General features: G+C 46.4%; 15 protein-coding genes. 5 read left to right on the top strand and 10 right to left on the bottom strand.

Features of this window, described 5'->3' with window-relative positions:
* Positions 1 to 65: 65 nt before the first annotated feature.
* On the top strand, positions 66 to 2,429 hold the full coding sequence (gene pcrA, locus NDI48_06990; GenBank protein MEP0830956.1) for a DNA helicase PcrA: 2,364 nt from the start codon (positions 66 to 68) through the stop codon (positions 2,427 to 2,429).
* A gap of 25 nt (positions 2,430 to 2,454) precedes the next feature.
* Here the strand turns inward: pcrA and NDI48_06985 are convergent, their stop codons facing one another.
* From NDI48_06985 to NDI48_06975, 3 genes are all read right to left on the bottom strand, one after another.
* Complete coding sequence (locus NDI48_06985) at positions 2,455 to 3,528, bottom strand: hypothetical protein (GenBank protein ID MEP0830955.1); 1,074 nt, start codon at positions 3,526 to 3,528, stop codon at positions 2,455 to 2,457.
* An 87-nt stretch (positions 3,529 to 3,615) separates the two neighbouring features.
* Entirely contained in the window at positions 3,616 to 4,173 is a 558-nt protein-coding gene (locus NDI48_06980) for a cell wall metabolism sensor histidine kinase WalK (GenBank protein MEP0830954.1), read from the bottom strand.
* A 376-nt stretch (positions 4,174 to 4,549) separates the two neighbouring features.
* The gene (locus tag NDI48_06975) at positions 4,550 to 4,912 is read right to left on the bottom strand and encodes a response regulator (protein ID MEP0830953.1); all 363 of its coding nucleotides are present in this window, start codon (positions 4,910 to 4,912) and stop codon (positions 4,550 to 4,552) included.
* A gap of 780 nt (positions 4,913 to 5,692) precedes the next feature.
* On the opposite strand from NDI48_06975, the gene NDI48_06970 reads away from it, so the two are divergent.
* Positions 5,693 to 6,901 (top strand): aminotransferase class V-fold PLP-dependent enzyme, encoded by a 1,209-nt coding sequence (locus tag NDI48_06970; protein MEP0830952.1) that lies wholly within the window; start codon positions 5,693 to 5,695, stop codon positions 6,899 to 6,901.
* 3 nt (positions 6,902 to 6,904) lie between these two features.
* Here NDI48_06970 and coaE read toward each other — a convergent pair whose 3' ends face one another.
* From coaE to NDI48_06935, 7 genes are all read right to left on the bottom strand, one after another.
* A complete protein-coding gene (gene coaE / locus NDI48_06965; protein ID MEP0830951.1) occupies positions 6,905 to 7,522 on the bottom strand; it encodes a dephospho-CoA kinase in 618 nt (205 codons plus the stop codon).
* 125 nt (positions 7,523 to 7,647) lie between these two features.
* A complete protein-coding gene (locus tag NDI48_06960; GenBank protein MEP0830950.1) occupies positions 7,648 to 12,186 on the bottom strand; it encodes a filamentous hemagglutinin N-terminal domain-containing protein in 4,539 nt (1,512 codons plus the stop codon).
* Positions 12,187 to 12,354: 168 nt separating this feature from the next.
* Positions 12,355 to 14,700: an EAL domain-containing protein gene (locus NDI48_06955; GenBank protein ID MEP0830949.1), complete on the bottom strand. Its 2,346-nt coding sequence runs from the start codon at positions 14,698 to 14,700 to the stop codon at positions 12,355 to 12,357.
* A gap of 259 nt (positions 14,701 to 14,959) precedes the next feature.
* Entirely contained in the window at positions 14,960 to 16,948 is a 1,989-nt protein-coding gene (gene cobA / locus NDI48_06950) for a uroporphyrinogen-III C-methyltransferase (protein MEP0830948.1), read from the bottom strand.
* 151 nt (positions 16,949 to 17,099) lie between these two features.
* Positions 17,100 to 17,435: a XisI protein gene (locus NDI48_06945; GenBank protein MEP0830947.1), complete on the bottom strand. Its 336-nt coding sequence runs from the start codon at positions 17,433 to 17,435 to the stop codon at positions 17,100 to 17,102.
* Entirely contained in the window at positions 17,423 to 17,584 is a 162-nt protein-coding gene (locus NDI48_06940; protein ID MEP0830946.1) for a XisH protein, read from the bottom strand. The genes NDI48_06945 and NDI48_06940 overlap by 13 nt, the downstream gene beginning before the upstream one ends.
* A gap of 22 nt (positions 17,585 to 17,606) precedes the next feature.
* Positions 17,607 to 18,770 carry a DNA cytosine methyltransferase gene (locus tag NDI48_06935; protein MEP0830945.1) on the bottom strand — a complete coding sequence of 388 codons (1,164 nt, stop codon included), beginning with the start codon at positions 18,768 to 18,770 and terminating at the stop codon, positions 17,607 to 17,609.
* Positions 18,771 to 18,863: 93 nt separating this feature from the next.
* Between NDI48_06935 and NDI48_06930 the strand changes: the two genes are divergently transcribed.
* From NDI48_06930 to NDI48_06920, 3 genes are all read left to right on the top strand, one after another.
* On the top strand, positions 18,864 to 19,109 hold the full coding sequence (locus NDI48_06930; GenBank protein ID MEP0830944.1) for a helix-turn-helix domain-containing protein: 246 nt from the start codon (positions 18,864 to 18,866) through the stop codon (positions 19,107 to 19,109).
* The gene (locus NDI48_06925) at positions 19,102 to 19,848 is read left to right on the top strand and encodes an HNH endonuclease (GenBank protein ID MEP0830943.1); all 747 of its coding nucleotides are present in this window, start codon (positions 19,102 to 19,104) and stop codon (positions 19,846 to 19,848) included. The genes NDI48_06930 and NDI48_06925 overlap by 8 nt, the downstream gene beginning before the upstream one ends.
* 234 nt (positions 19,849 to 20,082) lie before the next feature.
* Positions 20,083 to 20,937 carry an AraC family transcriptional regulator gene (locus NDI48_06920; GenBank protein ID MEP0830942.1) on the top strand — a complete coding sequence of 285 codons (855 nt, stop codon included), beginning with the start codon at positions 20,083 to 20,085 and terminating at the stop codon, positions 20,935 to 20,937.
* The last annotated feature ends 50 nt before the right edge of the window (positions 20,938 to 20,987 follow it).

Genomic DNA, 20,987 nt, shown 5'->3' with positions numbered 1-20,987 from the left:
GATACGATACCCTTGACTAGAATAGACTTCCTTGCTAAAACCAACGCCTGTCGCTCAATCCAGCCATGACTGCAACCACTGACTTCCTCAGCCACCTCAACCCCTCCCAACGTCTCGCCGTCGAACATTTCTGCGGCCCCTTGCTGGTGGTTGCTGGCGCGGGTTCTGGCAAGACAAGGGCATTAACCTATCGCATCGCCAATCTGATTCTCACCCACAAAGTCGATCCGGAAAACATCCTGGCGGTAACCTTCACCAATAAAGCGGCACGGGAGATGAAAACCCGGATTGAAACCATCTTTGCCCAGCAGATGGCGCAACGCAAACATGGGCAACGTCTGGAATTACTGCCCGAAGAAGAACAAACTCAGTTGCGATCGCGCGTTTACAAAAAATATATTAAACCGTTGTGGATTGGTACATTCCACAGTCTATTTGCTCGGATTCTCCGCCTCGATATCAATAAATATCAAGACGAACAAAAACATCAGTGGAACCGTAACTTTTCCATCTTTGATGAATCCGATGCCCAAAGTCTTGTGAAAAACATTGTCACCAAACAATTAAACCTGGATGACAAAAAATTTGACCCCCGCAAAGTCCGCTACGCCATCAGTAATGCCAAAAATCAGGGCTTATCTCCCCTGGATTTGGAGAAAGAACAATCTGGCTATAAGGGACGAGTGATTGCCGAAGTCTACCGCCATTACCAAAATCAACTCGCTAGCAACAACGGCCTCGATTTTGATGACTTAATTTTAGTTCCCGTTAAACTATTTCAGCAAAATGAAACCGTCTTGGGCTATTGGCATCAGCAATTCCGTCATATTTTGGTGGATGAATACCAGGACACGAACCGGATTCAGTATGACTTGATTCGCCTGTTAAGCACAAACGGAGAGACACAGAAAAGTGCATGGAATTGGCAAGATAGATCAATCTTTGTAGTGGGTGACGCCGACCAATCCATCTATTCCTTTAGAATGGCTGACTTTACCATATTATTGGAATTTCAGCAAGATTTCGGAGATGGATTGCCCGATGAAGATACCCGCACGATGGTGAAATTAGAGGAAAATTATCGTTCTAGGGAAAACATTCTCCAAGCCGCTAATTACCTGATTGAAAATAATACCCAGCGTATCGATAAAGTACTAAGACCCACACGCGGATTAGGGGAACAAATTTATGTTCATAAAGCAGATGATGAAGTAGAAGAAGCACAGTTTGTAGTCAATCAAATCCGACGAATGGAGCAACAGTACCCAGAACTCAACTGGGGGAATTTTGCCATTCTTTACCGCACGAATGCCCAATCTCGACCGTTTGAAGATGCTCTCCGGGGTAAAGTTCCTTACATTATTGTGGGTGGGCTGAAGTTTTATGATCGCAAAGAAATTAAAGATTCTCTGGCTTATTTAAGAGCGATCGCCAACCCCGATGATACCGTCAGTCTCCTCCGTATTATTAACACCCCTCGACGTGGCATCGGTCAAGCGACAATTGACCGGCTCATGGGAGCGGCTCAAGAATTAAATATATCGTTGTGGGAAATTCTCAGTGACCAAACTTCAGTGAATACTTTAGCCGGACGCTCAGCGAAGGGCGTCAACAGCTTTGCCGAAATCATACAGCGGTGGCAGGAGCAAGTTGAGAATCTTTCTGCGGCTGAAATTGTCAAGGGAATTATGGAAGAGTCGGGTTATATTGAGGACTTGAAAAAACAGGCAACTGATGAAGCCGAGAATCGACTGGAAAACGTCTCTGAACTTTATAACGCGGTTCTCCAATTTCAGGAAGAAAACGAAGATACCAGTTTAGAAGGATTTTTGGCGAATGCTTCTCTTGCTTCTGACTTGGATGATTTAAAAGATGGGCAAAAATCTGTCTCTTTAATGACTCTCCACTCGGCTAAAGGGTTAGAGTTTCCAGTTGTCTTTTTGGTAGGGTTAGAACAGGGTCTATTCCCCAATTATCGCTCAATGGATGACCCGGCTTCTTTGGAAGAAGAACGCCGCCTTTGTTATGTGGGAATTACCCGCGCCCAAGAACAGTTATTTCTCTCCCATGCGCGTGAGAGACGCTTGTATGGGAATCGAGAACCCGCTGTGCGATCGCAGTTTCTTGAGGAATTACCCAAAGAACTCGTCAGCAGCACTTTAGTGAAAGTTAAAAGGTCGAAGGTTGAATATTCAGAAAACAACCTGCAATCTTCAACCCAAACTAATCGGCAAACATCCAAACGCTCAACACAACAGTCCCACGATTGGAAAGTTGGCGAGTTACTGATTCACGACACCTTTGGCACAGGCGAAGTCACCCATGTTTTTGGTTCAGGAAATAAAATCAGCATTGCTGTTAAGTTTCCTGGTATTGGTCAGAAAATTCTCGACCCAACGAGGGCATCCTTACAACGAGTCCACCCATAAAAATGTAATTTAAATGCCCATTAGCTTATTTCACCTTGGCGTCAAAATTAGTGAAGCTCTGCTGTATCGCCAAACTATAGGACTTTACCGAAAATTTGTGTTCGGAATCCACACGGGTTAAAATTGTCTCAAATAATAACTCTAATATCGATTCAACACATTCTCCTTTGACCTCCACACAGGGAAAAACCATCTGGCACAAAGGCAGCAATTCCTGTTCCACTGCATCCAGACTTTTTTCCAGTACACACAGCCACAGATAGCCTTGGAACATATTCAAGTCTCGGAGGGTAGAGGCGGCAACCCCAGATTCGCTCAGGCTTCCCCGATAGCTTCGATAATGGGGATACAATTCCACAGCTCGGTGGTAGACGGTTAACGCGATTTCTTCCGTCTGGGGTAATAGTTGCTCCACGAGTGCCAGAGTCGGGGAATCCGGTGGATGCTGTGCCGCCGCAGCGCACACTCGCTGCCAGGGGATGCAGACTTGCTCTTCGATGAACTTGAAGTAAGGGCTAAGCAAGGCTTGCTCTGGTAGTGTGAGTCGATTGAGAATTTGCTTGGTACTCAAGTGAAAGTGCGTGGAAAGAAAGCCACGACTGCGCCCATCCTGTGTTAATAGATGTTGTTCCTGAAGTTGAAGTAATTCAGGTTCAAGTTCTAGAGCCAACTGTTGAATATCGGGTAGCTGTATCGCTTGCCTCACCCATTGGGGTAGAGCTTCCCCCGTCTGGGGTTGGGCATCCTGTGCCGCGATGAGAGATGACTGCTGCTGGTAAATGTCCAGTACCTTCTCATAAACTCGCACGGCTGAGCGGGCGATGTTTCCAGCCTCCGATAGATTTACGACATTGGGAATGTAAGAAAACAGGATATTCGTTTTGATACTCGCTAATTCGCAACTGGTTTGCAGTAGACGCTGAAGCTTAGCAACGGTTTGAGTTCGCCCCTCTAACGATGCCGCTTGCATCACCTCAGAGATATTGAATTGACCTTGATTTGAAGAGAAAATTGATAAGTCGGGGACATAGCGTTGTGCCCAAATCTTGACCAGACTAGTAGCTGAGGTATTTTGAAGCAATGGAGTGGACTTAAGCAAGAGATTCCCTCCTAGGGCTATCGTAATCTTCAATCATCTGCGTCTATTTACAGTTTCTAGTTTTCAGGGAAATCTCCTGAACCAGATTCACCACTTTGCCATAATATGGGCCTTGACCTGAAGATGTTGGAGATCGTTCGTCAAAGCCTTCGCACCCACTTGGCGATCGCCCCTGGCAAATCTTTGGGTCGTTTGCTGTAGCTGCTTGAGCGGTTGGGCAATCGTTCGTCCCAGTAACACGGCTAACCCCACATCCACCACTAATGTCAGGGCAGACACGGCTAGCTGGAGCAGTAGGCTATCGCCGAGGAGTTTATTTAAGGCCGTTTCTTCTGTTCCCCTCACCAACACCGCCACGGGATTGCCGTTGACATCGCTCAAGGCTTTAGCGGCGATCGTGTAGCTTTGTGTGCCTGCAACGGCTCGACCCGTCACCACCTGATTCGGAGCTGCCACAATCAATACAGCCCCTACACCCACCAGTCCGACGATTGAGATCACCTCGAAGGTAAACAAACCAGTGAGTTGCTTGCCCTTAACGGGTAAATTATAAAACCATTCAAGGGACAAGGATTTCCGTTTTTTGGAGTAAGAAATCTTCGGTGAAGTTGTTGACGCTACAGATGGCAATTCTATTCCTGTCATAATTTATTTTTTTGAGAGTAACGCATAGAAATTAATGCTCTAACTAGATTTTTTGAGAAAACTCAATTCTTTCGTTTCTGCCAAGTAAGAATGTGCCTAATGAACACTTAGGCTACTTGTAGGGATGGTAAATTCTCACCTGTTTTATTGACTAACAGCAAGTTCTGCCAAAATGCATTAGCAATTACTTTGAGCCTTGTGGAGACTAAACAATCTCTTTCCCTGTTTCATCCTCCTTTGGGGAATCAGGGGGTTATCCAAAAGGATGGGTATTATCCCTTGCCCTTTAAAGCATAGATCCCCGATTTCTTAGAGAAGTCGGGGATCTGAACCACTGGCATTTTACAAAATAAGCTGAGTCCTGAGTTTTTTTGACTCAAACCACAGCTAAGTTGACAGCACGAACAAGCTGCTCTCTAGAGAAAGGCTTTGTTAAGTAGGCATCAGCTCCTTGCTTCATGCCCCACAAACGGTCGATTTCCTGGTCTTTTGAAGAACAAATTACAATAGGAATTTTGGTGGTTGATGGGTTATTTTTGATGCGGCGACATAACTCAAAACCGCTCATTCCAGGCATTACCACATCGGTCACAATTACATCGGGTTTATGTTCAAGCGCCTTATTCAAAGCTTCTTTAGCATTGTTAAGACGAATGACCGTGTGTCCCCCCTCTCGCAGGTAACTCTCCATCAACTGCGACTGAGAGGGATTATCTTCAACTAGCAATACTTTACTCATGTCTGGTTATCCTCACACAATTCCTGCATAATAAAAGTTTGGTAAGCTGCTTAGAAGCAGCTCGATTGGAGAGCTGACTGCCTCATTTAAGCGGATGAGCATTGTTTGACCCATGGGAAAGCTTGATTAAGTGAACACGTCATCAGGTCATTACCTTAAATTAGTAAGGCTTCAGTAATTTCCAGGGCGATGCCAGACACAGAGTCAGAAGTGGCAGGTGCACGGCGGGATTAACAGAAGTATCAAGAGTGAAGAAACGTCTGCCGCCTATTCCAACGAAGGTTAGTACCGACCGCAGGCATCTTTGCCGATAGGTTGACAGGAGTTGGCTAATCACCTGTAAGAAAAAGTTTAAACTTTCAGGCTCATCGCCACTGCCTCTAAGCAGAAGCTGTGGTTCTGGTTAGGTTGCTGGTAGAGACTGCCACTGAATACTTTTTCGGAATTTGGAATGTCCACCCCAATCGCGTCGCAAATCCTGTTCTAGAGATGCACTTAATGTGTAAGCCTGGTGGGGATACACTTCGGCAGCAAGACTCGGTAATACATAAATGTATTACAAAGACTAACACATTAAAAAACACAAGTTTGTTACGTAACTTCTACGATAACCGAATCTACCCGCAGTGTCAGCTCAGGGTATTGGCTGGATCGACCGAAGCAAAAGGGTTGAAGCATTAGATCCCCAATTCTATTTAGGTGTTGCACGAGGCAAAAGGACACCACTGACCCGTGACCAGAGCGATAAAATGGGATGTCTTGTTCTTTCGCACTGGTTCTATGACTGGCATCTACCCTGCGCCAACGCAACTTGAGCGCCATCGGCAGCAATTTCCGGCTTTAGCTAATAAAACGTATTTTAACTTTGGGGGTCAAGGCACGCTGCCTCAAGCCTCGTTAGCGGCGATCCAAAATGTTTATGAATATATCCAGCTACATGGGCCATTCTGTGCTGGCGTGAATACTTGGATTACGGAAGAAGGTAACAAAACAAGAGTGGCGATCGCCTCAGAATTAGGCGTACCTGTAGAATCGATCACACTCACGGAAGATGTGACAGTGGGTTGCAATATTCCCCTGTGGGGGATTGACTGGCAAGCTGGAGACCACTTACTGCTGACGGATTGTGAGCATCCAGGTGTTATCGCGATCGCACGAGAACTCGCTCGTCGGTTTAATATCGAAATCTCCACCTGTCCCATCCAGGAAACCCTCAATCAGGGAGACCCGACAGCCGTTATTGCACAGCACCTAAGACCCCGGACTCGATTGGTGGTGCTGAGTCATCTGCTGTGGAATACGGGTCAAGTGTTACCCGTTAGGGAGATTGTTGATGCCTGCCGAAATTATGCTACAGGTTCCCATATCATCAGAGTTCTGGTTGATGCGGCGCAGTCGGTGGGTTCTCTGCCTTTAAATTTAACTGAATTGGGAGCAGACTTTTATGCGTTTACAGGTCACAAGTGGTGGTGTGGGCCTGAAGGTTTGGGTGGTCTTTACATCCGACCCGATGCCTTAGGCAGTATTCACCCGACCTTCATCGGTTGGCGAGGAATTGTCAGTGATGTAACAGGTAAACCCCTAGGCTGGAAGTCTAACGGTCAACGCTTTGAAGTGGCAACATCAGCTTACCCCTTGTATGCAGGATTGCGTGCTGCGATCGCAACTCATCAGCAATGGGGAACATCTGAAGAACGGTACGAGCAAATTTGTCAAGGAAGTGAGTACCTTTGGCAACGTTTATCTCAGCTAGAGTCTGTCCGTTGCCTGTGTACTTCACCGCCACAAGCGGGTCTGGTTTCGTTTGTATTAACGAACGGACGTTCTCACAAGCAATTAGTAGAATTTCTCGAACAAAAGGGGTTCATGCTCCGAACCATTCTCGACCCAGACTGTGTCCGCGCTTGTGTTCACTACTTTACTCTACGGGAAGAAATTGACCAGTTAGTTGAAGTGATTCAAGATTGGACATTGGGAATTGGTGATTAATTATTACGTATCCATCACCCTATTCCCCACAATCAATAAATCGACCTGTTTAAGTAGAGGTTCTAGTGTGGAGGAATTATCGAATACAACATCAGCACGAGCAATTTTTTCTTCTAGGGGACGTTGGTTATTGATGCGGGCTTGAGCTTGTTCCAGGGAGAGGCGATCGCGTGTCATCATCCGTTGTAACTGTTGTTCGGGGGAACAACTAACTACCCAAATTTCCGTTACTAAGTCCGTCATCTCGGCTTCAAATAATAACGGTATGACTAAGACAACAGTGGGAGCGATTAAAGTATCGAGTTCTGATTGGAAGCGATCGCGCACATAAGGATGGATTTGTTGCTCTAACCACTGCTTTTCATCGAGGTTATTGAATATAATCTCACCCAAGCGTTTGCGGTTGAGCGTGCCATCGGCTAAGCGCACACTGACGCCATAGCGTTCAAAAATTTGGGTGAGGATAGGCGAAGCGGGTTGCACGGCTTCTCTAGAATAAATATCGGCATCTAAAACGGGAAGTTGATGATGGTGTGCCAGGTAATTGGAGATAGTTGTTTTTCCCGTACCAATGCCACCCGTTAAACCAATTCGGCGCTGGGATTTTTGGAATTCCCTCATTGTGATATAAGCTCTAAGGACACAACAATGTTGTGCCCCTACTTTATCAAAATCCATTCAACTACAAATTTATGTAGGGGCACGAGATGAGCGTGCCCTCTTTCCTCGTGCTGCATTTCACTCATTCAATCGGTAGCCGTCTCGTTATCGTCACAAGATGGGAATGCTAACCCAGAACTCCCCGGCGTGACGGTGGGTACAGAAGCGGTCAGAATCACCTGCCCATCTGAATTCATCACCCAACCCTGCGCCTCCACCAGTTGCTGTGGATGAGAATGGGTGGGCTGGGTACGCGTAGCCTCACCATTACCGTTTGCTTGCCTGCCTGTGAGGGTAATCCAATCCACCAAAACTTCCTGATTAGTCAGGGGATCATTGGGACTAGGAGGCAAACCACCACGTCCTGTCATCGTAAAGCTGCTTTTGCGTGCGCTGTTGTGAGGAGTACAACGCCGGTCAATTAAGTCTTCTGCATCAACCCAAGATGGCAACGGGTTCACTCTTCGCTCAGAAAACGAACCACGGATGGTGACAGTCCCATTGGTACCTGTTCGTGAATCAGCAGAAATATCAACTCGATCATTGCCCCGAAACCCCGCAGAGACAGAGATATCGTTCCGCCCATTGCCCCGAAACCGACCCAAATCGCCAGGGTTGCGACCGACGGGTACGGCTGCGCCACTAGAAAACAGGTCAGCTAAAAATGCTGAAGAGTTAATGGTAATATCGCCTCCCGGCCCAGCTTCTGCATTGGCGAGAATGTCACTGTCTTCTATGGCGAGGAAGACGGTGGAGTCAATTGCGATGTTGCCGCCACCGCCTGTGCTATCAAAGACGCTCGTGCTGATGAGGCTGCCGTCGCGAAGGCGGATATCATCAGCTTGAAATTTAATATCACCACCCCCAGCTCGAAAAGAGGTTGCAGAAATGATGCCACCATTGGAGCGCAAGTTACCCTGAAGCGTGAGATTGATATCCCCTGCATTACCCGCGTTAACCTCTCCCGTACTCTGGCTAGTGATACTTCCGTTATTGCTGAGGGACAGGGAGTTAGCTTGCACTCGAATATCACCCCCCTTGCCTCGACCCAACGTTGCTGTAGTGACCTCTGCGCCATCGCGGATAATCAATTCCCCAGAGGTAAGGTTGACGTTACCGCTAGGTGCACCACCAAAGCTACTGCGATCGCTAAATGAAGATATGGCAGCGCCTTGACCAATTAATTCGATAGACTCCGAAGCATTTACTTTTATAGTTCCTCCCGGACTTAAACCAGCCGTTCGAGCTTCTACTCGTCCTCCATTTTGGGCAGTCAATCTCCTAGTGTTAATGTCCATTTCTCCGGCAGCGCCAGAACCAACTGTTAAAGTAGCTAAGCTTCCCCCATTGAGGTCTACGGAATCAGTGGCATTTACAGTTAATTTTCCGCCATTACCACTACTGTTAAGATAAACACCAGTGGAAACTTCCCCACCATTGCGAACGGATAGCCTTGCGGTGTTAATGGTCATATCTCCACCTTGACCACTACTAAATGTATCGGCAGAAAGCTTGCTGTTGCTATCTACCAGTAAGTTTTGGGTGTTAATAATTACATTTCCCGCGTCACCACTGCCATTAGTCGAGGTAGAAAGTGCACTGCCATTAACTACTTCAATTGAATCGGTAGCGCGTACACTGAGATCACCTCCAGCACCAGATCCAAGAGGACTGGTGAAAACAAGTGAGCCATCCCGAATGCTGAGTTTCCCTGTAGTTATATCAAGAGCGCCTGCAAGTCCTGTGCCGCTTGAGGATGTACTAATACCACTCTGGTTAACCACATTCACAGAGTCTGTGGCTATAACTGATATTTTTCCAGAATCTCCTGTACCCTCGGAAGCCGTGGTGATTTCTCCCCTATCCCTGACATTTAACTCTCTGGTGCGGATGAATAAGGTGCCACTATTTCCAGTACTTGACTTACCTACAAATGTAGTGATACCACCTCCATTGACGACGTTCACTGAGTCCGTCGCGATGATTGATAAGTCTCCGGCATTCTCTTTACCGCTAACAGTTGCGATAACGCTTAGCTCATCGCTCACATTCAACTGTCCGGTGCTAATGGATAAGTTGCCGCCGTTTCCTTGAGTGGATAATGTGATGATCTTGCCTTCACTGCTGACATTGACTGAGTCTGTAGTTGCGATTGATATGTCTCCAGCTCTCCCCGTACCACCAACACTAGTACTAACTTCTCCCTTATTACTAACATTGAGCTGCCTTGCATTAATGGATAGGTTCCCACCGTTTCCTGTAGAACCAAAAATAGTCCCACCAGCATATATGCCACTAGCATCGGCTTCGTTTGTAACTACATCTCGTCCAAATCGCCTCAATCGGCTCTCGAAGGACGGGTCACTTCCAGAAATGGTGATAGTATCAGCAATATTGAGGTTAACACTACCTGCATTGCCACTACCACGAGTGACGGAGAGAATTTGTCCACCACCTGTTAGCTCTAAGCGATTAGCACCAATTGTCACACTACCGCCATCACTAGCATTGGCTGTTGAGGCGTCCACAACTGCACCATTTTGCACACTCAGGACACCTGTGTTGACATTAATACTCCCCGCTTGACCGCTTGTACCTGCCCAAGTATTAGCAAACAAGCCGCTAGAAATGCCTCCATTCCCTCCTCTAGAAGGATTCACTCCAGACATAGTTACTGAATTAGGGGCAAAGATCTGAATCGTTCCAGCGTTTCCTTGACCTCCTGTTGATACAGCACTATAAATAAGACCACCATCTATGAAAGATACAGAGTCATCAACCTGGACAAAGACGTTACCAGCATTTCCCCGCCCATTAGAATCGGTATAGGTTTGCAGTGCAGCCGTCCCCTCAATCAAAAGTGACCCAGCTCGTATATTAATGTTACCCCCATTACCCACTGCCCCAGAGGCTACTTTACTCTCAATTAAAGTGGGGTTTGCTCCGTAATTGGTTTGAGTAAGCGTAACACTGTTGCGGACATTAATATTCACGTTGCCAGCATTTCCTATCCCGCCAGAACTAACAGAATTTTCCAAAACAGCAGCATTTGATAGGAAAAGTGACTCCGCCTGAATGTTGATGTCACCTCCCTTAGCCCCAACCCTTGAACTAATGGTGCTGCCAATATCGCCACCTGTAGAGGAAAATGAGCCATTAGCAATTAAAGTGACATTACCAGCATTGCTAGCCGAAGAAGATGTGTTGATGAAGCCATTACCAGGGAGTGTAATGTTACCGCGAGAATCGATAAAGACATTACCACCATTACCAGCATTGCTGCGAGTATCGATTGTTGTAACTTGAATGTTTCCACCAGGCAATGTTGTGTTGGGTTGGTACTGATTGGTTAGAAAGACAAGACTATTAGGAGCAGTTACATCTATATTGCCTATGGTGATATTGGCACTAGTTGGAGTTGCAGTAGTAGTAAGTCCTGCGGGAAGAGGCCCACCTATATTTCCTATAGGATTAAATGCAGTAGTTCCTGCCCGAACGTCTAGAGTTGGTTGAGTGGTACCTCTGATACTCAGAGGTGTACCATTCGATAAAGTAACATCTTCTACAATTGCATTTCCTGTTATATCTCCACCTGTAATCGTCACATTATTAATACTGACTGAACCTCCTGCTAAAATATGCAGTGAAGCTCCGGTATAATTTGTGAAACTAACATCTCCACTAGCACGAATAATCGGGTCACTAGGACTCACTAAATTCCCCAAACTTCCAGCCAACTGTTCAATCCGAAAATTCCCACCACCCCAATAATGAGCATCACCCATTACAGGATTGGTACTTCGCAATACCATATCTCCATCGGAATACAACCCACTATTAGGATGATTCAAAGCAAAAATATCAACAATTTGATTCCCCTGAATTAGTAATTGTCCCCCAGCAGCCGCAATAAATGGATTAGTGACACTATCCCGAATCTTAACCGTATCTTGTGCTTGCAACGTTAAGTTATTTCCGGATTGAAGTTGACCCTGTAAATCAAGATTTCCAGCATCTAAAGTTAAATTTTCTCCTGCTGCTAAATTCCCAGTGTTAGTAATAGTGGTTCGTGGTTGATTTGTCCCATACTGCACACCCAGAGGAACATTGACTGTTAATAGTGGCGGTGCTGTTGGGTTCTTTGCATTGAACTCAAAACCATTATCAAACACCACACGATTCGCCGTACTCGCCACAAACGAACCCGCGATATCCAGTTGAGCATTCGAGCCAAAAATAATGCCGTTGGGATTGAGCAAAAATAAATTGGCTCCCCCATCTACCCCCAATGTTCCCAGAATGTTAGAGAGGTTATTACCTGTCACTCGACTGAGAATGTTGTCAATTCCCGTTGGATTAGCAAAGTAAACTCGCTGTTCATCCCCAACATTGAATTCCTGAAAGCTGTGGAACAAATTAGCCCCTCGAACGGCTCCCCCATCTATTCGCTCAGCAGGAAATCCCCTAACATTAACGTTAGGTGTAACAACAGAACTTTCTGTTCCTAAAGTAGAATCAGGTGTAATTTGAGCTAAAGTCTGACTTCCTAAAAAGTTAGCTTCACCCCCTACTAAAACTCCTGCTAACCCTAATCCCCAACCCCAACGCCCCAGATAGATTGCCATCCCAAAACTACCCCTTACCCCTGTTAATTGCGCTCCTGATTCAATCTCACTTTTACTGAAGAATCTCCCTATCGGAGCAAAATTATAGAAATATTAATTCTAGCTCAAAAAAAACCTATTTTGACCTCATTGAAACAAATAACCGATCACAAATAATAACGTGCGGCGTCACCACTGTAACTGAGCAGCTAACAACTCTTCAGCTTGCTTACTATCCACCGGTCGAGAGAAGAAATAGCCTTGTGCATACTCACAATTAAGCGCTCGCAACCGTGATAGCTGCTCTGGCGTTTCCACACCTTCAGCAATCACATCCATTTCTAAACTATGAGCCAACATCATAATGGCTCGGATAATTTCTAAACTCTCTCCCTCATGACCCATGCGACTAACAAAAGAACGGTCAATCTTTAACGTATCAATGGGTAACTGATGCAAACGTGCTAAAGACGAATAGCCAGTACCAAAGTCATCAATGGAGAGTTTCACTCCCAGGGTTTTGAGCTGCTGTAAAATTTCAGTTCCAGAGGTGGCGTTTTTGAGTAAACCACTTTCCGTAATCTCTAACTTCAAATTACATCCTTCGACACCCGTTTCTCGCAAAACGTGATCAATGCGTTCCAATAAACCCAACTGCACTAGGTGCAAGCCAGAAAAATTTACGCTCATCGTTAAAGATGCTGAATCTTCACCAAATAGCTGTTGCCAAATCCTTAACTGAGTGCAAGCTTCTCGCAGTACCCACCAATCGATAAAGCTGATTAATCCTGTTTCTTCAGCTAGGGGAATAAACTCCATGGGTGACACCATGCCTCGTGTGGGATGAATCCAACGCACTAGGGCTTCAAAACCCGTTATTTTACCCATCTCTAAAGAGACGATGGGCTGATAGTGCACCTGAAACGGCTGGCGTTCGATCGCTCGTCGTAAGTCTGTTTCTAACTGAAAGCGTGCCACAGCTTGTTCGTGCATGGCAGGATTAAAGACAGCATGACTCACATGTGCCTGAACTTTGGCATGATGCCTTGCTGTATCAGCCGCCCGTAAAAAATCTTCGGGTCGATCAGAACAGTTGAGTTCCTGAGACGATGAAGATGGATGGGGAATTTCTGGGGATGAGTTGGGCAAAAGCTCCGGCTCAGAAGTGATACATTTGAATTCATCTGTCCCACCCAAAGCAATTCCAATGCTGGAGGTAGAAAATACCTCACGTCCCTGGAGGTCGAACGGTAAGATCAAAAGTCGGTGAATGCCATCGGCTCGCTCCGTGGCTTCATCATTATTTTGCAGTTCCGCCAGGAGAATGGCAAACTCATCTGGCCCCACTCGTGCCAATGTGGCGCTCGGTTGTAGGTACGCCTCTAGTCGTCGAGCCGTGGCAATCATTAATTGATCTGCCACGTTGTGCCCCAGGCTATACTTGACCATCTCAAAGTGTTCTAGCTTGAGCAGCAGAACTGCAAATAAATCAGCCTTATCCTGTTTTGCCGCTTCGATTCGCTGTTCTAAACGTTCTGAGAATAAAGCCCGGTTGGGCAAACCGGTGACCGCGTCGTAATAGGCATAGCGCCACAATTGTGCTTCGGTTTGCTTGCGCTCCGTGATGTCTTGCGCCATGGAAAGCATAGCAACGACCGTGCCATCGGCTTCTTTGAGGGGCGTGTGATACCATTCACAGATGATGATACGTCCATCTTGGGTTAAGCTTTCGTTGACACTGTGTACCGTCTTCTCCCCCGCCACCAGTTGTCGAAAACTCGTTTCTAGGTGCGGACGAACGGCTACAGGAGCGATTAACTCACACAATTTTTGCCCCAGTGCCTCTTGTTTGCTAAAGCCAAAGATTTTTTCAGCCGAGGCATTCCAGTCCGTGACGCACAATTGGTGATCGCTCATAATACAGGCGATCGGCATATGGTTAATTTGGAGCTGAAGGCGTTCTTGCAGCTGTTTGGTGTGTTCGTACAACTGGGCGTTGAGAATTGCCATCGTACAGCGTTCGGCGGTAATTTCCAACAGGTGAAGTTCGCGATCGCCTTGGGCGGTGCCCCTTGGGCAATCGCTTTGGGGATGAATACTCTTCCAATCCACATGCAGGACACCCACTAATTCGCCCTGGTGTTGCAGTGGGACACCCAGAATAGAACGAATGTTACCGGGTTTGAGGGCAATCAGGCGCGAGTCGGTTTGAGCATCTTCAATGTAAAGCGGCTGCCTTGTGGCTGCGATTGTACCCGCAAAACCTTCCCCAATGGGGATAATATTACTTAAGCGAGATTCTGCATCTATCCCTAGACTGGAGCCGACATAAAGCTGGTTATCTTTTTTCAAAAGAATGACGGCAGCATCGGCACGCATCACTTGCACAATGCGCTGAAGTAGCACGTCCAATAGTTCTTCTAAATGCAACGTGCTAATGCCATTGGTTGTGACGGTAATGAGTGCGGATAAATCTTCTTTTTCTCGTTTAAGTTCTTCAAGAAGCCGTTTCTGTTCGGTGATGTCCTGCGCCATGGCGATTAAATCAACCACCTCTGTTTAATGGTTGCGGTAGAGATTTTGTGTGGAGAGATACCTTCGCTCTGGTTCTCGGATCAGAAAAACCTCTTCCTAGACCTGGGTTTGTCCAGAAGAGATTACTTTGCTATTATCCTCCTTAATCTTAGAAGGAATCTCAGTTTCCAAGTATTTTGTATCCGTGCCCTGAGCAATGATATTAAAGATATCTTGAGATTAAGCTTATCCGACCTACTTGCGTCCTGAGATGAAAGCGTCAATATCTGTCTGTTGTCCACTGCACAATCGCCTGAATCAGACCTTCTAAAGTATATTCCTGGGCTTCAACATCCACTCGCCCCAATAGTTGACGGCAAGTGATGGACGTTTGAGGCCCAATGGAGGCGATACAGACGTTTTGGAGTCGGGATTGGGCCATAGGAAACCCTTGGGTATCTCCCCGCAGGGATGTTTCTAACAGTTGAACAAAGTGCTTAACCGTTTTGGAACTAGCAAAGGTGATAATATCTACCCTTTGTTGTTGCAGAGCTGCTAAGGCGGCGGGTGCCATTTGGGCAGGGCAACCCGACTCATAGGCGGCAACTTCCGTGACTTCTGCACCTTGGGCTGTAATCTGCTTCACCAAGACATCTCTGCCCCCGCTTTCCACGCGGGGAAACAACACTCTTTTACCCTCTAGGGGTTCCGGGAAGTGTTCGACGAGGGAATCTGCCACAAAATTGGGAGGAATAAAGTCAGGCTCCAATCCGTGTGCTTTCAGACTCGCGGCTGTTTTTTTGCCCACCACCGCAATTTGCACCGTACCTAAGGCACGGTTATTCTTCTTTTGGGCGTGCAGTCGTTCAAAAAAGTACTCAACGCCATTGCCAGAGGTGAGAATTAACCAATCAAAGTTATAGAGTTGTGCGATCGCATGATCCAACTCATCCCAACTGGACGGCGGCGTAATCACCAATGCAGGCATTTCAATCACCTCGGCTCCTTCTTGTTGCAGAAGGCGGCTAAAATGGCTAGATTGTCCAGCCGAACGGGTGACTAATACGGTTTTACCCGTCAGTGGTAACGATGGAGTGAGGGTTGAAGGTTGCACGTTCGCAGGTTCTGGGTTAGGAGAGATTACAGGTTGTTCGACGTAGCCGTCGTCGAAGGGTTGGTTGATCGGTTGCCAGCGTTCTGGAGCAGCTTCAATCGGCAACGGGTTAACGTTCAGTGCTTCTGAAATGTCAATGTTGAGTTGTTTAATCTTCAAATCTTGTGACTCTTCATCGGGTGACTTGTCAACATTCAATTCCGATAAAGGTGTAACGTCCAACTTTTCCAGGTTTAATCCGGGTGACTCTTCAACAGGCAACCTGTCATCATTAAATTCGGGTGAAGGTTCAACGTTCCACTGTTCCAGGTTTAAGACGGGTAACTCTTCAACGGGCAACGGGTTAACGTTCAATTCGGGCAAAGGTTTAACGTCCCACTTTTCCACCCTCAACTCTTCACGGCTGACGGCTTCCTGAGAAGAGGGCACTTCTTGTTCACTGGGCGATTGCAAATAGTCTCGTAGCCCCACCACTTCACCGATGACAATCACTGCCGGGGAGAGGGAAACACCCGTTGTTTGCTGAACAATATCCTTTAAAGTGCCAATCCAAACTTGTTGTTCGGGGCGTCCGCAAGCGCGAATCACGGCAATGGGGGAAGCAGGCGATCGCTTATGGCGTTGCAATTGCTTGACAATTTCCCCCAGATGGCGTGTACCCATCAAAATCACCAATGTCTCCAGCCGTGCTAACGCTTCCCAGTCCAACTCTTCTGGTTCATGGGCGCTCACCACCGCAAAGCCTCGGCTGAGTACGGTATCTGTTAGGGGAATTCCAGCGAGTAACGGTGCCGCAAGGGCTGAGGAAATTCCCGGCACTACCTCAAACGGACAGTTAGCTTCCTGCAAGGACAAGATTTCCGAGGTAGCGCGACCAAAAATAAAGGGATCGCCACTTTTGAGCCTGACAACCTGTTTGCCCTGCCGACACTGTTCTACCATCAACTGGTTAATCTCGGATTGGGATGGGCTGGGGCGTCCACCCCGCTTCCCCATATCAAATTTAAGGCAGTTGGGAGGCACTAACGTTAATAGCCTCTCATCGACTAAGGCATCGTAGATGAGTACCTCAGCTTGTTCCAGCAACTGCTGTGCCCGAATTGTGAGATATTCAATATTTCCCGGCCCTGCACCTACCAGGTAAACTTTGCCCATTTGCGGTAAACCTTAGTGTCGCGTCATACAGACTCAAGCTTTCCTGATTTTACGCCCCAGCCGCAACCTCCAGCTAATGAGCAAATCAAGCGGTTCTTCAAGACGGATTGCGATCGCTGAGCATTGCAACGGTATCTACTTCATTAACATTTCAGCTAACGGCATAGTCGGTAAACTGCCGCATGAAGGGTGAATGAAACCCTAGCACAATATCCTCTTTGGGAACACCGAGGCTGACTAATTCTTGGGCTAGATCGATTTCGGTCATGTTGTGCTGAATCCAGATTTTGCCATTTTTGATATCAATGTGGATAGTACAGCCATAGATGCGGCGATGCCCGTCCCACCCCATGTTTACAATTTGATAGTGGTCGTTTTCGGTATCACAAACAAATTGCCGCTCGATTGTTTTGTTCAGGGACTTATAGCTGGCATATTCTGTTAGGAGTTGTTTGATATAGCCTCGGTATTGTTCTACTCGATCCATTGCTCGATCGCCTCCAAGTCTGGGTTATAAACTGCAATTTTGAGACGGTAAGCTTGAGTCATTTCTCGCACCGTCTCGCGCCTGAAGAACGTTTCGTAAGTCTCAACTGGAACTTCAAGGTAGAGTTCTCGGTCTGGCTCACAGCACATTCATGGCGATAACTCCCAGCGTTCACCCAACAACGCCAGCTACTAAACTTCTATTTGCCTGCATAGGATTAGAAACCAGATCCCAAGGGCTATGAGGTCTAATATTGAAGAACTGCTCAGCTATGGCTGTTGCTAGGTGAGCAGCAAAAACAGGAGGAACTGCATTACCAATCATGATTAACTGTGCTGTTTTTGTGCCCAGCAACTCGTATCGATCTGGAATTGTTTGTAGGCGTGCACATTCTCGTGGTGAAGTTGCTCTAGGTTCACAGAAGTGAACAAAGGGTGCGCGATGATTTTCTTTTACTGCTGGTGATGGACGAGAAGGGTCGAGGCGATACCAAGAGTGGTTCCAATTAGGATATAAGCGTGTACCAGTCTTTTGTGCTTTCAGCCTCTGAACCATATCCTCAGAGTGACGTGTGTTTAAGTGGTTGAAAAGTCCTGAAGAATTATGTCTTAAAAACCTTTGAAGGTCAGTACTTGCAGGGATAGAGTAAGGTTGAGGCTTCTCGTCCGTAGGGCTAGGAATGTCTCCGAGTGCATCTAAAACGGTGTATATACTCTCGGACGGAAAACTATAATCAGTTGAGCAGGGTGGAGTAGGAAAAGTGAACTTTTGCTTCCTGTCAAGAACTCCAACCATAATAAATCTCTTGCGAGATTGAGGAACTCTGTAATTCATCGTATTCAGAATCGACCAACTCACTGAATATCCTAGTTTTTCGTACTCAGCGACTAAATTCCTGATCAAGTCATTCTTCTTAGATTGCCCAACGTTGAGGATACCGCTCACATTTTCCATCAAAAAAACTTTAGGTTTTATATCTTTTATAAACCTAAAAAAGTGGAAGATTTGATGGTTTCTAGTATCATCTCGCATATCCTCTAAACGCTTTCCTGCGTGACTGAATCCTTGACATGGAGGCCCGCCAACAATTACGTCTGGCATCGTACCAAGATCATCAAGAACAGCATTCGTATCCAGACAAGACATGTGTTGAGGTGTGCCAATAAGCCGTAGATTCAATTTGTGATGGTGGTAAAACGTTTTAACTGCCCAGTCAAAGTTATCGATGCCACCAATCACCTCGAAGGCACCCGTCATCTCGAAGCCCAAGCTCAATCCGCCAAGGCCGCTATATAAATCTAGAACTTTAACATTACGGTCTCTGGCGTGCTGCATGTCGGAAACAACTAACTAAATGGTACTTATAGTCCGTAGACGGCATTAAGTACTGGAATGATACTTATAAGTATCATAATACCTGCTAGCAACATGGGCAGGCAAGAGAATGAAAAGCGAGCATTACTGCTTTTGGGCGCTTTGATCCGAAAGTACCGTATTGCCAAGGGACTATCTCAAGAAGAGTTGGGTTTCTTGTGTGGGCTTGATCGCTCCTATATAGGCGGTGTGGAACGAGGAGAAAGGAACATTTCCTTTGTAAATTTGGTTTACCTCGCTAATGGCTTAGGAGTAAGTCTCAGGGAACTTTTGTACGAGTTTGATTCCGAGCATGACTGATGAAGAAGTTCTTAAGAAATATGAAGCATTGCTGAATCGCTTAGGAAAGCGTCCTCGGACAGTTTTAGAGCTTATTCTGAAGAATGGAAGTGTTAGTACCTATGAACTAGGACAGCTTGGCTACGATCAACCTCCACGCGCAGCGCAAGATTTGAAGGAGGCTGGTGTAAGTCTTAAAGTAAGTTACGGAAGACATCCCAAGACTGGATCTCGAATGGCTATTTATAGCCTCGCTGATATTATAGATGAAAACAGTTTTCTAGGCCGAAGACACTTTCCAAAAAGATTCCGCCAAGAAGTACTCCAGAGATTCGACTATAAATGTAATATTTGCAATACAACCTATCCAGTTCGGATTTTACAGTTAGACCATAGAGTCCCCTATATAGTAGGAGGCGAGGGAAAGGAACTTTATGTAGAAGATTACCAACCTCTGTGTGGGTCTCATCAGCGCTCCAAGAGTTGGGAATGCGAACATTGCCCGAATAGAATTGATCAAATTCTAGAAGTTTGCAGAACCTGCTACTGGGCTTGTCCTGATGGGAATTATATGCATGTTGCAACTCGCCCGGAGCGCCGTACTGATATTACTTGGTCAGATGCTGAAGAACTCGATCTTTATGAAAAACTGCAAGAGCGATCGTATCGAGAGCAAAAGGATATCTCCTCATTGCTAAAAGACATTGCTGCTCATGAGATTTATCGAGAGGATATAGATAGATTGAAGGATGATGGGTGATTTTCCCTGGAATTAGCTCAAGTTTCTACCAGTTAGGAAAATCCTGTTGAAAATTTAAATGCAATATTATTTGATTGCTCTTGCATTGATGCTGGGGGTAGTATTTGCGATGTTTCCTTCGTCGCCAGGAAAGCGATCGCTTCCTGGAACAACTGCTGCCATTCATTGACTAGAGCTAGTTGGGCACCAAACCCCTGATAAATTGAAAACAGTAAATTAAAGCCGAGACCAACCGTGTCCAGCAGCGAACCGCCTGTACACCTACACCTCCTCTCAAGCTTCGAGTCAGGATGGGATGGCTTGAACCTCATCTATGAGCTAGAACCCGCTGACGAAATGCCTGAAACTTACCTCCGTCAGCACTTTATCCTGATTGCTCTGGATGATTTTCGTGCCACCTATCTACTCGATGGACGTTGGCAACAGGTAGATTACGCCAAGGGGGAGATTGGCATTATCCCAGCTACCCAATCCTTGCCCAAAACACAGGTCGATCGCGAAGTGCCATTACTCGAATTGTTTCTTGAACCTGCTACACTTACCCGTGCGGCTTGTGAATCTGTGAACCCAGATCAAGTCGAGTTAATACCACAGTTGCAGATATGCGATCCCTTAATTCAGCACATGGGACTGGCACTGATGGCGGAGTTAGAAGCTGGCGGTACCGACAGTCGGCTTTACGCTGAGTCTATGGCAACAGCATTATCCGCACATTTGCTGAGGCGATACTGCTCCCACGCAGAGAAGATTAAAAACTATACAGGCGGATTGTCCAAATATAAGCTAAGGCAAGCGGTTAACTACATCAACGAGCATTTAGACCAAAACTTAACCCTGGCTGAAATAGCTGCTGCTGTGCGGATGAGTCCGAATTACTTTGCCAGTTTATTCAAACAATCTACAGGACTTACACCGTATCAGTACGTGATGAAATGCCGGATTGAGAAAGCCAAACAGTTGCTGCTAAAGCAGGAATTGAGGCTGGTTGAAATCTGTCATGAAGTCGGTTTCACGAGTCAGAGTCATTTCACTAGAGTGTTTCGCCAACATACCAAAACGACACCCAAGGCATATAGAAATGCTCTTTGAATTCTTAAGATTAGGACATTTTTCGGGAGATTAGGCAAGACAGCACTGGG

This window comes from Microcoleus sp. AS-A8 (assembly GCA_039962225.1).
GTDB lineage: Bacteria > Cyanobacteriota > Cyanobacteriia > Cyanobacteriales > Coleofasciculaceae > Allocoleopsis.
This window is presented reverse-complemented; position numbering and strand designations above follow the sequence as displayed.

Bases quoted from the DNA above. Each gene is read 5' to 3' on its own strand.
- pcrA (MEP0830956.1), top strand. From the start codon at position 66: ATGACTGCAACCACTGACTTCCTCAGCCACCTCAACCCCTCCCAACGT.
- NDI48_06980 (MEP0830954.1), bottom strand. From the start codon at position 4,173: ATGACAGGAATAGAATTGCCATCTGTAGCGTCAACAACTTCACCGAAG.
- NDI48_06975 (MEP0830953.1), bottom strand. From the start codon at position 4,912: ATGAGTAAAGTATTGCTAGTTGAAGATAATCCCTCTCAGTCGCAGTTG.
- NDI48_06970 (MEP0830952.1), top strand. From the start codon at position 5,693: ATGACTGGCATCTACCCTGCGCCAACGCAACTTGAGCGCCATCGGCAG.
- coaE (MEP0830951.1), bottom strand. From the start codon at position 7,522: ATGAGGGAATTCCAAAAATCCCAGCGCCGAATTGGTTTAACGGGTGGC.
- NDI48_06960 (MEP0830950.1), bottom strand. From the start codon at position 12,186: ATGGCAATCTATCTGGGGCGTTGGGGTTGGGGATTAGGGTTAGCAGGA.
- NDI48_06955 (MEP0830949.1), bottom strand. From the start codon at position 14,700: ATGGCGCAGGACATCACCGAACAGAAACGGCTTCTTGAAGAACTTAAA.
- cobA (MEP0830948.1), bottom strand. From the start codon at position 16,948: ATGGGCAAAGTTTACCTGGTAGGTGCAGGGCCGGGAAATATTGAATAT.
- NDI48_06945 (MEP0830947.1), bottom strand. From the start codon at position 17,435: ATGGATCGAGTAGAACAATACCGAGGCTATATCAAACAACTCCTAACA.
- NDI48_06940 (MEP0830946.1), bottom strand. From the start codon at position 17,584: ATGTGCTGTGAGCCAGACCGAGAACTCTACCTTGAAGTTCCAGTTGAG.
- NDI48_06935 (MEP0830945.1), bottom strand. From the start codon at position 18,770: ATGCAGCACGCCAGAGACCGTAATGTTAAAGTTCTAGATTTATATAGC.
- NDI48_06930 (MEP0830944.1), top strand. From the start codon at position 18,864: ATGGGCAGGCAAGAGAATGAAAAGCGAGCATTACTGCTTTTGGGCGCT.
- NDI48_06925 (MEP0830943.1), top strand. From the start codon at position 19,102: ATGACTGATGAAGAAGTTCTTAAGAAATATGAAGCATTGCTGAATCGC.